This is a genomic window from Streptacidiphilus monticola (genome assembly GCF_042658505.1).
GTDB lineage: Bacteria > Actinomycetota > Actinomycetes > Streptomycetales > Streptomycetaceae > Streptacidiphilus > Streptacidiphilus monticola.
Window position 1 is genome coordinate 68908 of the sequence record NZ_JBHSQJ010000031.1, and the last position, 13488, is coordinate 82395.

The 13488-nt window shown below is 75.1% G+C and carries 11 protein-coding genes and 1 riboswitch; all 11 genes read right to left on the reverse strand.

All coding sequences use genetic code 11. The features are described 5' to 3' along the window. Complete coding sequence (gene cobJ / locus ACFP3V_RS08650; RefSeq protein ID WP_380581550.1) at positions 1–1707, reverse strand: precorrin-3B C(17)-methyltransferase; 1707 nt, start codon at positions 1705–1707, stop codon at positions 1–3. Further along, complete coding sequence (gene cbiE / locus ACFP3V_RS08655) at positions 1704–2945, reverse strand: precorrin-6y C5,15-methyltransferase (decarboxylating) subunit CbiE (protein ID WP_380581552.1); 1242 nt, start codon at positions 2943–2945, stop codon at positions 1704–1706. The genes cobJ and cbiE overlap by 4 nt, the downstream gene beginning before the upstream one ends. Further along, entirely contained in the window at positions 2942–4081 is a 1140-nt protein-coding gene (locus tag ACFP3V_RS08660; protein ID WP_380581554.1) for a cobalt-precorrin-5B (C(1))-methyltransferase, read from the reverse strand. Before ACFP3V_RS08660 ends, cbiE begins: the two co-directional genes overlap by 4 nt. Further along, positions 4074–4892, reverse strand: a complete 819-nt coding sequence (gene cobM / locus ACFP3V_RS08665) for a precorrin-4 C(11)-methyltransferase (protein ID WP_380581556.1) — start codon at positions 4890–4892, stop codon at positions 4074–4076. The genes ACFP3V_RS08660 and cobM overlap by 8 nt, the downstream gene beginning before the upstream one ends. Next, complete coding sequence (gene cobI / locus ACFP3V_RS08670) at positions 4889–5638, reverse strand: precorrin-2 C(20)-methyltransferase (RefSeq protein ID WP_380581558.1); 750 nt, start codon at positions 5636–5638, stop codon at positions 4889–4891. Before cobI ends, cobM begins: the two co-directional genes overlap by 4 nt. 52 nt (positions 5639–5690) lie before the next feature. Further along, a riboswitch (cobalamin riboswitch) is annotated at positions 5691–5778 on the reverse strand. Positions 5779–5933: 155 nt separating this feature from the next. After that, the gene (locus tag ACFP3V_RS08675; RefSeq protein ID WP_380581560.1) at positions 5934–6332 is read right to left on the reverse strand and encodes a YchJ family protein; all 399 of its coding nucleotides are present in this window, start codon (positions 6330–6332) and stop codon (positions 5934–5936) included. 199 nt (positions 6333–6531) lie between these two features. Then, positions 6532–6855, reverse strand: coding sequence for a hypothetical protein (locus ACFP3V_RS08680; protein WP_380581562.1), 324 nt, complete (start codon positions 6853–6855; stop codon positions 6532–6534). A gap of 1380 nt (positions 6856–8235) precedes the next feature. Continuing rightward, positions 8236–9267, reverse strand: a complete 1032-nt coding sequence (locus tag ACFP3V_RS08685) for an aldo/keto reductase (RefSeq protein WP_380581564.1) — start codon at positions 9265–9267, stop codon at positions 8236–8238. A 103-nt stretch (positions 9268–9370) separates the two neighbouring features. Continuing rightward, positions 9371–10825: a cobyrinate a,c-diamide synthase gene (locus ACFP3V_RS08690; protein WP_380581566.1), complete on the reverse strand. Its 1455-nt coding sequence runs from the start codon at positions 10823–10825 to the stop codon at positions 9371–9373. Positions 10826–10829: 4 nt separating this feature from the next. After that, a complete protein-coding gene (gene cobO, locus ACFP3V_RS08695; protein ID WP_380581568.1) occupies positions 10830–11426 on the reverse strand; it encodes a cob(I)yrinic acid a,c-diamide adenosyltransferase in 597 nt (198 codons plus the stop codon). A 7-nt stretch (positions 11427–11433) separates the two neighbouring features. Further along, the gene (locus tag ACFP3V_RS08700; protein ID WP_380581728.1) at positions 11434–13443 is read right to left on the reverse strand and encodes a putative cobaltochelatase; all 2010 of its coding nucleotides are present in this window, start codon (positions 13441–13443) and stop codon (positions 11434–11436) included. Positions 13444–13488 lie beyond the last annotated feature (45 nt).

A 13488-nucleotide genomic window follows, 5' to 3' on the forward strand; every position in this document is an offset into this window, starting at 1 on the left:
TCACACCTGCCAGCGGTAGCCGCGCGGGGTCACCATCCGCCCGGCCACCGTCCGGCTCGCCGTGTTGCCCACCGTGACCACCGTCGTCATGTCGACGGTGGCGACGTCGAGTTCGTCCAGCGTGGTGACGGCGTGCCACTCGTCCGGGCGGGAGACCGAGTGCGCGACGCCCACCGGGGTGGTCCCGTCGCGGTGGGCCCGCAGCAGTTCCAGCGCCTTGGGCAGCTGCCAGTCGCGGCCCCGGGAGCGGGGGTTGTAGAAGGTGACCACGAGGTCGGACTCGGCGGCCGCGCGGATCCGGCGCTCGATGACCTCCCAGGGGGTGTGCAGGTCGGACAGGCTGATCGAGACGTGGTCGTGCCCGAGCGGCGCGCCCAGCAGCGCCGCCGCCGCGAGCGCGGCGGTCACGCCCGGGACGCCGACCACGTCGATGTCCGCGCCCGCCTCGGCCAGGGCCGGCGAGGCCATGGCGTAGACGCCCGCGTCGCCGCTGCCGATCAGCGCGACGGCCAGGCCCTGCTCGGCCAGCCGCACCGCGCTGCGCGCGCGCTCCTCCTCGGCTCCCAGCCCGGTCGCCTCGATCCGCACGCCAGGACGCAGCAGATCGCGGATCTGGTCGACGTACTGGTCGAGCCCGACGATCACGCTCGCCCGTCGCAGTTCCCGCTTCGCCCGCTCGGTCAGCAGGTCGCGCGCGCCCGGCCCGAGGCCGACGACCGCCAGCCGGCCGCGCGGGGCCACCCGGGCCACGGCCACCGTGGCCATCGCCGCGGCACCGTCCGCCCGCACCGACTTCCGCTTGGGGACCACGAGTTCGCCACCCGACGCCAGCGCGGCCGCCTCCGCGACACTGGGCGTGCCCACGGCGGCGAGCGGCGCGTCGGACGGGTTCGGCACCGCGATCGCGGCCAGTTCCGCGGCCCGGTGGGCGCGCAGCTCGACGCCCAACTCCCGCGCGGCGGCGAGCAGTCCGGCCTCGTCCGCCTTGGCGTCGACCGTCGCCAGGTGCGAGACGGCGGCGGGGGAGAGCCCGGCGTCGGCCAGGGCCTCGCGCACCAGCGTCAGCACCTCGTCCGCCGGGACGCCACGGCTGGCCCCGACGCCGACCACCAGGGTGCGCGGGCGCAGCACCGCCGTCGGCACCCCGGGCTCGGGGTCCACGGTGCGGTCGCTGATGACCAGTTGCGGGCTGCCCTCGGCCGCGTCGGCGACCACGTTGCCCGGCAGCGCGGGCAGCGGGTAGCGGGTCTCGGCGACCAGCCGGACCGGCCCGCCGTCGAGCATGGCCCTGCTGACGGCGGCGACGTCGCCCTCGGCGGCCAGACCCAGCGTGTCGAGGCCGGGCAGCGACACCGCGTCCGTGGCCGTGGTCACCACGGCCTGCGCGCCGAGCGCGTCGGCGACCCGTCCGGCGAGGGCGTTAGCGCCGCCCTCGTGGCCGCCGACCAGGGCGACCGCGAAGCGCTGCGCCTCGTCCACGCAGACCACGCCCGGGTCCGTGCGCTTGTCCGCGAGCAGCGGCGCCAGCAGCCGCACGGTGGCGCCGGTGGCCAGGAAGCAGACCAGCTGCTCGCACTCGGCGAAGGCGGTGCGCACGGCCTCCGCGACCGGCATGTCGTAGACCCGGGTGTCCGCGTCCGCCAGCGCGGCGGCGAGGCGGGCGGCTCCGCGGCGTCCGGCCGCGGTCGCGGCGATGAGGCCGATCACTCTGCTTCTCCTGACAGTCCAACAGTCCCGGGGCGCACGCCCCACAGCACGAACACGGGATTGGCGGCCGCGAGCCTGGTCACGTCCCCCGGCAGCGGGGCCAGCCGTGACGCCTGCAGCAGCACGCCGTCCACCGACCAGCCCGCCGCGGCCAGTTCGGCCCGCACGGCCGGAACGCGGTCGAGCGCGGCGAGCGTCACCACCACCGTCCGGCGCGCCCGTCCGGCCGCCAGCCGCACGATGCCCGGCAGATCGGCGCCCCCGCCGCCGACGAAGACGGCGTCCGGTTCCGGGAGCCGCGCCAGCGCCTCGGGCGCGGCGCCGTGCACCACGGCCACGTCCACGCCGTGCGCGGCGGCGTTGGCCCGGATCCGGGCCACGCCGTCCGCCGCCTTCTCCACCGCCACGGCCGCGGCGCCCAGCCGGGCGCACTCCACGGCGACCGAGCCGCTGCCCGCGCCCACGTCCCAGACCAACTCGCCCGGCCGGGGCCCGAGTCGGGCCAGCACCAGGGCGCGGACCTCCGCCTTGGTCAGCATCGCGTCCCGGTGCGCGAAGGCTTCCTCAGGCAGAGCCCAGCCGCCCCCCGGCGGCCCGGCCCACCCGGCGACGGACCGCATCGGCCCGACCCCGGCGCCGTCCCCCAGCGACAGCACGACGTTGACGTCCGGCCAGTCCCGGGCCGCGGCCTGTTCCGGCGTCAGCTCCTCGACCGACTCCCGGCCGGTGCCCAGCCCGCTGGCGACGACCAGCCGCCGGCGCAGGCCCGGCATTGCCGCCAGCGCCGCGCCGATCTCCGCCGGACCGGCCCCCGGCGCGGTCAGCACCGCCACCTTCCGCTGCGCCCGGCAGACGTTGAGGGCGACGCGCGGATCGCGTCCGTGAGCGCTGACCACCACCGCGTCCTCCCAGGCCAGCCCCAGCCGCGCGAAGGCCGCGGCCACACTGCCGACGCCCGGTCGGACGTCCAACTCCCGCTCACCGCCGAAGCGTTCGGCCAGTTTGCGGACGATCCCGAAGAACCCCGGATCGCCCGACGCGAGCACCACGACCGGGCCGTCACTCCGCTCGACGGCGTCCAGCGCCGGTGCCAACGGCCCCAGCACCAGCCGCCGTTGACCATCGACACCGGCCGCGTCCAGATGCCGGCGCGCGCCCACGACGACCGCGGCCGCCGCGATCTCCGCCGCGTAGGCGGGCGCGAGCTCCGCGCCCAGCACGAGAATCCTCCGCGTCACGGCAGCAGCACCCCGCCGGTCGAGGCGACCACGTTCCGGCCGGTGAAGTCCACCATCGCCACCTCGGCCGCGAGCCGGCCCTCGGTGAACCGCTCCATGACCTCGGCCACGCGGCGGCACAGCTCCAGCCCGGCCGGTTCCAGCAGCCCGGCCGCCTGCCACAGCTCGTACGCGTGCCGCGCGGTGTTCGCGGCGGACACCTGCTCCGCCAACTCCAGGCCGCCGCCCACCACTTCGGTGATCCGCCCGAGAATCCCCGGGTCCACCTTGGAGCGGGTGTAGTGCGTCATCAGCACGCCCGCCGCCAGCTTGGTGAGCTTGCCCACCATGCCGACGAAGACCGCCCGCTCCATGCCGCCCGCCACCGCGCGCCGCAGCGCCGCCCCGGTGAAGTCGCCCACCTCGACGAAGCAGACCGGCGGCAGCGAGGGGATCTGCTCCATCGCGCCCTTCTCCGTCCGCCCGCCGGTGCACAGCACGACGGCCTTCTCGCCCTGGGCCGCCGCCACCGACACGGCCTGCTCCACCGAGGCCCGCCAGGAGGCCGTCGAGAACGGCCGGACGATGCCCGTCGTGCCGAGGATCGAGATGCCGCCGATGATGCCCAGCTTGCCGTTGGTGGTCTTGCGCGCCCGCAGCTCGCCGTCCGGCACGCTGATGGTGACGTCCACCCCGCGCTCGCCGACGACCTCCTGCACCGCCTGCGTGATCATCGCGCGCGGCACCGGGTTGATCGCCGGTCCGCCCACCTCGAGCCCCAGGCCCGGCTTGGTCACCACGCCCACGCCGACGCCGCCGTGCAGCACGACGCCGGTGCTGCCCTCGGCCCGCCAGCTCACCGTCGCTGTCAGGTGCGCGCCGTGGGTGACGTCGGGATCGTCCCCGGCGTCCTTCACCACCACGGCCTCGCACCGCCCCGGCCGCAGCTGTTCGCAGCGCGCCACGGCGAAGGAGACCCGCCGTCCCGACGGCAGCGCCACGTCCACGTCGGCGACCTGACGGCCGTTCAGCAGCATCAGCGCCGCCGCCCGGGCGGCCGCCGAGGCGCAGGTGCCCGTCGTCCAGCCGCTGCGCAGCGGACCTTGCCGGACCTTCGCGGTCCGCGGCAGGTCCGGCTCACGCAGCTCGTCAGCCACGGGTACCGCGCAGCTCCCGGCGGGCCTGGCGGTCCGCCCTGCGGAAGGTGTGGAAGTGCCCCGGGTGGTAGAGGTGCGAGCGCGTCCCGGACGCGCCCAGCGCCGGACCGACCAGGAACAGCGTGTGCTTCCACAGCTTGTGCTGCTTGACGGTCTCCTCCAGGGTCGCCACCGTGCAGTGCAGCAGGAGCTCCTCCGGCCAGGTGGCCTGGTAGGCCACGACGACCGGCGTCTCCTGCGGGTAGCCGCCCTCCAGCAGCTCCTCCACCAGCTGCTTGCTGCGCGCCGCGGACAGGAAGATCGCCATGGTCGTGCCGTGCCGGGCGAACTCACGGACCTCCTCGCCCGGCGGCATCGGCGTCTTGCCGCCGCCCAGCCGGGTCAGGATCACGCTCTGCGCGACCTCGGGGATGGTCAACTCGCGCTGCGCCAGCGCCGCGACGGCCGCGAACGAGGACACGCCGGGCACGATCTCCGTCTCCAGCCCGAGCTCCCGGCAGCGGTCCAGCTGCTCCTGCACCGCGCCCCACAGGGAGGGGTCCCCGGAGTGGATGCGCGCCACCCGGCGCCCCTCGCGGGCGGCCCGCTCGTAGACGGCGAGGACGTCCTCCATCGGCACCAGCGAGGAGTCCAGGATCTCCGCGTCCGGCCGCGCGTGCTCCAGCACCTCGGCCTGGACCAGGCTGGCCGCCCAGATCACGCTGTCCGCCTCGGCGATGGCCCGCGCCGCCCGGAAGGTCAGCAGGTCCGCCGCCCCGGGGCCGGCCCCGACGAACGTCACCTTGCCCTGCGCCTGCTGATGCTCCGTCACAGCTTGCCTCCTCGGCCGCCGGTGCGCGCCGCCGGCGCGATGAGGGTGGACAGATAGGGGAGAGCGCCCTCGATGGGCGTCCCCGGTTCGGCGATCCGCTCGTCCGGCAGGCCCAGCGCGGCGCCCCACACGGCGTCCCCGGCGCGGCCCGTCTCCGCGAGCGCCGCGGCGACCTGCCCGGCGACGCGCCCGAACTTGTACGCCACGACGGTGCCGGGCCCCTCCAGGGCGCCGCGGAGCACGTCCTGACCCGCAGTCATGGGAACCAGCGTCAGCGGCTCGGTGCCCTCGGCGAGCACCGTGCCGCTCGCGGCGGCCAGCGCCTGCATCGCCGTGATCCCCGGGACCGTCTCCACGACGAGGCCGGGCACCAGGCCCCGCAGCGTCTCCGCGAGATAGGTGAAGGTCGAGTAGACGTTGGGATCGCCGATCGTCGCGAAGGCGACGGTGCGGCCGCCCCCGCCGCGCAGCAGCTCCGCCACCCGAGTCCCCGCCGCGTCCCAGGCCGCCTCCCGGCGGCCCCGGTCCTCACGCTCGTTCAGGGCGAACACCACCCGCACGATCTCGGCGTCCCCGGCGACGTGCTGACGGACCGTCGCCTCCGCGCGGCCCAGCTCCCCGGTGTCCATCACGGGGACGACGATCACGTCGGCCTCGCGAAGCACCCGCACGGCCTTGACGGTGACCAGTTCGGGGTCGCCCGGCCCCATTCCCACCCCGACGATGCGGGGCGCGCTTGCGCGCACGGCAGCAGTCCTCACTCGGGGTCCGCGCCCCGGCTCGTGGTGACGGCGGCCAGAGTTCCTGGCTCCCAGGGCGCAGGCGTGCTCGGCCGGCGCCTCGGTGACAGTGGCGGGACCGCGCCGGATTCGCACCGGACTTCCTCGTCAATGCCGCCGCAGGTCTTCGGTTGGTGTCTGTTCAGTCGTAACGGTCTGTCCAGCGGTTTTGCGTCGAAATCCCACCACGCGTCACGGAGGGGAGTCAACCGGACCTCCTGTGGCGCGTCCCACTCGCGGCCTCCGGCCCGGGCGGCTCCGGCTACCGGTCGTCCACGACCCCGTCCACATACACCCAGGCACCGTCCACGCGCGCGAACCGACTCTTCTCGTGCATGCTCCCGCGCTCCCGCCCGTGGCGGTAGTGCGCCCGGAACTCGACGGTGCCCTCGCTGTGGAACGGTCCGCCCTCGGAGGTGGCGAGGATCTCCAACTTCTCCCAGCGCAGCGCCGGATCCAGGTCCAGGCCCCCCTGCGGCCGCGTCGTGGGATGCCAGCTGCGCAGCAGGTACGCCGTGTCCCCGACGGCGAAGGCGCTGAAGCGCGACCGCATCAACTCCTCGGCTGTCGCCGCCTGGCCCGCGCCCCGGTGCAGCCGCCCGCAGCAGGAGGCGTAGTCGGCGGGCAGACCGCAGGGACAGGGCTTCTTCGGCGCGCTCATGGCGCCATTGTGCCGCGCGGGCGTGCCGGTTCCCGCCCCGGGTGACGGACGGCGGGGGGTGGGGGACGGCGGGGAGTGAGGGATGCCGGGAGGTGAGGGACGGTGGGAGGGACGGACGTGGGATGGACGGGCGGCGGGTGGATGGACGGGCGGCGGGTGAATGGACGGATGGCGGGAGGGATGGCAGGAGGGGCCGCGCTCAGCGGAGGTGACGCCGTTTCATCGGATGGGGTCTGAGCGGCTTGAGGTCCACCGCGCCGTGGCGGCGATAGCCGCACGCCGCGACCGGCGGCTTGGCAGGCGGCAGCGGCCCGGTCCCCACGGCGGTCAGCGCCTGGCGGCGGGCGTGCAAGCGGGAGGAGAACCAGAGTGCGGCGGTGTCGAGGTCGGCGACCAGGTTGAGGGGGCTCCCGGCGGTGGGCGCGCGGCGCGCCCGTGCCTCCTCCGGCTGGCATGAGGCCGGGTCGCCTGGTGGTGGCGTCTGCCCCGGCGTCGACTCGGGGGTGGGGACGGCATCGGGCAAGGCAGAGGTCTCCTGTGCCTCCTGGCTCGTGTTGTCATGTGCGGTGATGTAGGCGACTGAGTGCCGGGGTTATGCCGTTGCTGCCGACCCCCGCAAACCGGGGGAAGGTTGAAAGACCCGGAACGAGTGACGAGAGGGGGGCGAAGGTGACGCCCCACGTGTGCAACGGCATTCCGGGGGACGCGATCTGACTCGCCGTGCTGCTCGCTCGCGCTCGCTCTCAAAAACGCGGGCTGGGAGGGCGGGTGGCCGACGCCCTGCCCTTCTGCACGCGGTGCGTGGTTTCGACCGTTGCGCCTACGCCGTACCGGAGGGTGCGGGCAGACCCGGGCCGGTGCTCGGCCCGGTCGGTGGGTGGTGGGTGGCGGGTTGTCGGGGGTTGGGCGGCGGGTGTCGTTAACCCGCCAATGGGCGGGGGTGCGTGGCGTGGCCGGGGCTCTTGCTTGCCGGGGATAGGCGGGCTGTCGGGCGCTGCCCGGTGAGTTGGGCCGAGTTGGCGGCCGGGTCAAGTCCGGTCGGTGAGTGGCGGGTTGTCGCTGGTTCGGCGTCGGCTGTCGGCAACCCGCCATCGAGTGGGGAAGTCTGGCCCCGTGCCGCGCCCTCTTCGGTCGCCGTGGCCCGGCGGCCTGTCGGGCGCTGCCCGGTGAGTTGGGCGGTGTTTGCCGGCGGGGCCGGGTCCGGTCGGTTGGTTGATGGCGGGTTGTCGGGGGTTTGGGGGCGGCTGTCGGCAACCCGCCACCACGTGGGGGCTCCTGCCCGCCGTGCTCGGGAGGGTGTCGCCCGTCGGCTTGGCCGCGCCCGCTGAGCCTGGGATGAACCACGGCGTCGCCTGTGCCCGGCCTGGTGGGTGGCGGGTTGTCGGGGGTTGGGCGGCGGGCGTCGTCAACCCGCCAATGAGTGGGGGTGCCTGGCGTGCCCGGGGCCCTTCCGTCGCAGGGGTTCGGCGGCTCGTCGGGCGCTGCCTGGTGAGTTGGGCGGTGTTCGGCGGCGGGGCCGGGTCCGGTCGGTTGGTTGATGGCGGGTTGTCGGGGGTTTGGGGGCGGCTGTCGGCAACCCGCCACCACGTGGGCCGCCTGCTCCCGCGCCGACCGCGCCGACCGGACGCCGGGACACGCCGCGCTCGCCGGGCCGACCGCGTCCGGCGGGTTGACCGCGTCCGCCGGGGCAGAGGGTTCCAGAGAATTGTCCCGCTGCCCCCAGAAGAAATCCCTGCCCGCGCCAACCCGGCACCCGGCGACGGCGCTTGGCCGCCCCCGCTCCCTCCCCGTAGTCGCGTCTTTTCCGGCGAGCGGAGCGAGCAGCACGGACGTCAACTCACCCAACGGCGAATGCCGTTGCATGCTTCCCGCGAAACACCGACCGACCCCAGCCGTCCTCCTCCTACTCCTCCTCCGCCTTCTCCGTCTCCTTCTCCTCGTTCTTCTCCCCGCGATGAAACCCCGTCAGCACCCGCAGTTCGTCCGCACTCAATCGAATCGATCCAGCCGCCACATTCTGCTCCACATGGGCCACGCTCCCCGTCCCCGGAATCCCGAGGACATGCCCGCCCTGGTGCAGGGACCACGCCAGCCGAATCTGAGCCTCCGAAGCCCCATGCGCCTGCGCGATCTCCCGCGTAGTCCGCCGCAGCCCTCCCGAAGCCCCGCCCGCCTCGGTGTCCTGCACCGCGCCTCGCTCCCCGCCGTCGCCCGCGATGGCGAAGAAGGGCACGAACGCGATGCCCTTCTCCCCGCACACCCGCAGCAGTTCCTCCGTCCCCGGGCTGCCCGCGCCCAAGCCGAAGCGGCTCTGCACCGACGCCACGGGCGCGATGGCGAGCGCCTGCTCCAGCAGGTCCACGCGCCCCGTCGACAGGCCCAGGTGGCGGATCAGGCCCGCGTCCCGCAGCTCCGCCAACGCGCCGAAGTGGTCGACGATCGACTCCCCGAAGCTCGGCATCACCCGCAGGTACACCAAGTCCAGGGAGTCCCGCCCCAGTTGACGCAGGTTCTCCTCCACCTGGCCGCGCAGCTGCTCGGGTCGGGCGGCGTCGTCCCACTCGCCGGAGGCGTCCCGTGCCGGGCCGACTTTGGTGGCGACGACGATGTCGTCGCGGTACGGGTTCAGCGTCGCGTTGACGAGCTCGTTGGCCGAGCGCAGCGGCGAGAAGTAGAACGCGGCCGTGTCGATGTGGTTGACGCCGAGTTCCACCGCCCGTCGCAGGACGGCGAGGGCCTGGTCGCGGTCGCGCGGAACGGCGTCGGGGCGCAGGGCGGGTCCGGTCTGCGGCAGGCGCATCGTGCCGAAGCCCACTCGGTGGACCGGGAGTTCACCGCCCAGGAGCCATGTCCCGGACGCGGCGGCCGGCGAGCCGCCGGTGCCGGAGGAATTGGGTGCAGGGGTCGAAGGGGCAGCGGTCGCATCGTGAGTCACGGGCGCAGAGTCTGACACACCGATGCCCGCGGGCAGTTGTCCCTCAGGCTGACTCAGGCCGACTGAGGCTGACTCAGGCCGAACCTGGCCGACTCAGCCTGCGTCAGCCCGCCTCGTCCCGTCCCGCGGCGGACGCCGCCCTCGCCGCCCGCTGCACGAACCGCCGTGCCAGCTCCGGGGCCCCGGTCCAGTGCAGGTGCAGGTAGGAGGCGTGCAGCCGCTCCGAGGTGAAGCCCTCGACCACCGGCCGCCCTTCCCAGCTGCGCCATCCCCACGCCGGCGAGGCCTGGTCCGCCCCCGGCACGGTGACCGTGCGGTGGAACTCGTGGCCGCGCACCCGCGTGCCCGCGGCCGCGAGCGGGCTGTCCGAGAGGGCGACGGCCTCCCGGTAGCCCAGCGTCAGCCGTGGCGTCATCTCCGCCCGCACGTCGAGGACTCCGCACATCGGGGAGCCGTCCAACTCGGCCCCGAGGTACAGCAGTCCCGCGCACTCCGCGGCGATGGGACCGCCGGACGGCGACGCCGCGAAGGCCGCGACCGCCGCCCGCAGGGGCGCGTTCGCGGAGAGCTGGTCCGCGTAGACCTCCGGGAAACCCCCGCCGATCACCAGACCCGAGGTCCCCTCGGGGAGGGATGCGTCCCGCAGCGGGTCGAAGGTGACGACGTCCGCGCCCGCCGCCGCGAGCAGTTCGGCGTTCTCGGTGTAGGAGAAGGAGAAGGCCGCGCCGCCGGCCACGGCGATCACCGGCCTGGGACGACCGTGGAGGGGCGGGGAGCCGTCCTCGGCGCTGCCGACCGCCTCCGCTGGGTCCCAGGGGCGCAGCGCTGCCCCCGGCCGCCCCAACTCCGGTGCGCTGCGTGCCAGCGCCAGCACCGCGTCCAGGTCCACCCCGGCGGCCACCAGCTCGCCCATCTCCCGCACCGCCCGGACCGCCTCCGCGTCCCGTTCCACGGCCGGGATCAGGCCCAGGTGCCGGCTCGGGGTGGCCACCGCGCCCGTGCGTCGGACCGCGCCCAGCACGGGGACGCCGCCGCCCTCCTCCAGGGCCTCGCGCAGCATGGCCTCGTGCCGGTCGGAGCCGACGCGGTTGAGGATGACCCCACCGATCCGCACCTCGGGGTCCCAGGAGGCGAAGCCGTGCACGAGTGCCGCCACCGAGCGGGACTGTGACGAGGCGTCGACGACGAGCACCACCGGCGCCCGCAGCAGCTTGGCGACCTGCGCGGTGGACCCGAGCTCGCCCTTTCCGGCCGCGCCGTCGTACAGGCCCATGACGCCCTCGACGACCGCGATGTCGCTGGTCCCTCCGCCCGCGGCCGCTCCCGCGCCGTGCGCGAAGAGCGGCGCCACCCGGTGCTCGCCGCTCAGTACGGGATCCAGGTTGCGCCCGGGGCGGCCGGTCGCCAGGGCGTGATAGCCCGGGTCGATGTAGTCGGGGCCGACCTTGTGCGGCGAAACCCGCAGTCCCCGCGCCGTCAGCGCGGCCATCAGCCCTGTTGCCACGGTGGTCTTCCCAGCCCCGGAGGACGGCGCGGCGACGACGAGGCGCGGTGTCACACCGTCACCACTCGATGCCGCGCTGGCCCTTGCGGCCGGCGTCCATCGGGTGCTTGACCTTGGTCATCTCGGTGACCAGGTCCGCCGCCTCGACCAGGGCCTCCGGGGCGTACCGACCGGTGATGACGACGTGCTGGCTGCCGGGGCGGTCGCGCAGGACGTCGAGCACCTCCTCGACCGGGATCCAGCCCCAGTGCAGCGGGTAGGTGAACTCGTCCAGCACGTACAGCCGGTAGGTCTCGGCGGCCAGGTCGCGCTTGACCTGCGCCCAGCCCTCCTTCGCGGCCTCCTCGCTGTCGGCGATGTCGCGCTGGACCCAGGACCAGCCCTCGCCCATCTTGTGCCAGGCGACCGTGCCGCCCTCGCCCGAGGCGCCGAGCACGCGCAGCGCGTTCTCCTCGCCCACGCGCCACTTGGCGGACTTGACGAACTGGAACACCCCGATCGGCCAGCCCTGGTTCCAGGCCCGCAGGGCGAGGCCGAAGGCCGCGGTGGACTTGCCCTTGCCGGGGCCGGTGTGGACGGCGAGGACGGGCAGGGTGCGGCGCTGACGGGTGGTCAGGCCGTCGTCGGGGACGGTCGTCGGCTGTCCCTGGGGCATGGCGTGCTCACGCGGCTTTCTGCGAGGAACGGGCGGAGGGGCGGGAAGCGGTCAGGGTCTGCACGAGCGAGGCCACGGAGTCGGCGCGCAGCTCGTCCAGCCGGACCGCGGGCCCGTGCAGCAGCGAGGCCAACTCGCCTGCCAGGCCGAGCCGGACGGGGCCGGACTCGCAGTCCACGACGACCGAGGCCGCGCCCGTCGCCGCCAGCAGGACGGCCGCCCGCCGGGCGTCGTCCAGGGCGGCGCGGGAACCGGTGGCCCGGCCGTCGGTGACCAGAACGACCAAGGGTCGCCGCAGCGGGTCGCGCAGGCGCTCCACGCGCAGCGTCTCGTGGGCGCGGAGCAGCCCCGCCGCCAGGGGCGTCCGGCCGCCCGTCGGCAGCTGCTGGAGCCGGGCCGCTCCCGCCTCCACCGACGAGGTGGGCGGCAGCAGCAGCTCGGCCGAGCCGCCCCGGAAGGAGATCATGCCGATCTTGTCCCGGCGCTGGTAGGCGTCCATCAGCAGGGACAGCACCGCGCCCTTGACCGCCGACATGCGCTGCCGGGCCGCCATGGACCCGGAGGCGTCCACGACGAACAGCACGAGGTTGCCCTCGCGGCCCTCCCGTACCTGCTGCCGGAAGTCGTCGCGGCGCAGCGCCAGCGGCTGGCCGGTGCGGCGGCCCCGGGCGAGCTGGTGGGGTGCTGCGGCGGTCAACGTGGCGGTGAGGTGCAGGCGTTGGAGCGCGCCGGTGGGCCGGGCCGCGCGCACGGTGTGCCCGCCGCTCTCGGTCCGGGCCCGGGAGCGGCGGCCCTGGACGCCCTCACCGGTCCCCGGGACCTGGAGCAGCCGGGTGCGGTAGGGCTGGTCCGCGGCGACGGGGGAGTGCTCGCCGGCCGGGGCGGAGCCGGCCGTCCCGGGCGTGGAGTCCGGCTCCGGGGCGGCTGACGCGCCGTCAGCGGGGCCGTCGGCACGGTCGGCAGGAGCGCCGCCGCCTCCGCCCGGACCGTCCGGTCCGCCCTCCGGGCCGTCGTCCTCGGGGCCGTCGTCGGGATCCCGGTCGGCGAACTGCTCCAGCGTCTCGTCCAGCTTGGACTCGTCCAGTCCTGGCGCGTCGAAGGGGTTGCGGCGGCGCCGGTGCGGGAGGGCGAGCTCGGCGGCGGTGCGGACGTCCTCCGCGAGGACCTGGGTCCGGCCCGCCCAGGCGGCCAGGGCGACCGCCGTCCGGGCCATGACGATGTCGGCCCGCAGGCCGTCCACCTCGAACGCCGCGCAGACGGCGGTGATCTGACGCAGCGCCGTGTCGGAGAGCTCGACCTGCGGCAGCAGCTCCCGCGCGGCCACGATGCGCGCGGCCAGGGCCCGTTCCTCCGCCGCCCAACGGGCCGCGAAGGCGGCGGGGTCGGCGTCGTGGGCGAGGCGGCGGCGCACGACCTCCGCCCGCTCCTGCGGTTCGCGGGTGGCGGCGATCTCGACCGTGAGGCCGAAACGGTCGAGCAGCTGCGGGCGCAGCTCGCCTTCCTCCGGGTTCATCGTGCCGACCAGGAGGAACCGGGAGGCGTGCCGGACCGAGACGCCCTCGCGCTCGACATAGGAGCGGCCCATCGCGGCGGCGTCGAGAAGCAGGTCCACCAGGTGGTCGTGGAGCAGGTTGACCTCGTCGATGTAGAGCACGCCCCGGTGCGCGGCCGCCAGCAGTCCCGGCTCGTAGGCCTTGACACCCTCCGCGAGCGCGCGCTCCAGGTCGAGCGAGCCGACCACGCGGTCCTCGGAGACGCCGACCGGCAGTTCGACCAGCGAGGTCGGCCGGCGGCCCGAGCCGGAGGCGCCGGTGTGCGGGCCGTCGGGGCACTGCGGGTCGGGGGCGGCCGGGTCGCAGGCGAAGCGGCAGCCGTCCACCACGGCGATGTCGGGCAGCAGCCCGGCCAGCGCGCGGACCATGGTGCTCTTGGCGGTGCCCTTCTCGCCCCGCACGAGCACCCCGCCGACCTGCGGCGAGACGGCGTTCAGCAGCAGCGCCAGCCGCAGCCGGTCCATGCCGACGACGGCCGTGAAGGGGTATCGGACGTCACCCGCAGGGGA

Bases quoted from the DNA above. Each gene is read 5' to 3' on its own strand.
- cobO (WP_380581568.1), bottom strand. From the start codon at position 11,426: ATGCCCCAGGGACAGCCGACGACCGTCCCCGACGACGGCCTGACCACC.
- ACFP3V_RS08700 (WP_380581728.1), bottom strand. From the start codon at position 13,443: ATGGACCGGCTGCGGCTGGCGCTGCTGCTGAACGCCGTCTCGCCGCAG.
- ACFP3V_RS08675 (WP_380581560.1), bottom strand. From the start codon at position 6,332: ATGAGCGCGCCGAAGAAGCCCTGTCCCTGCGGTCTGCCCGCCGACTAC.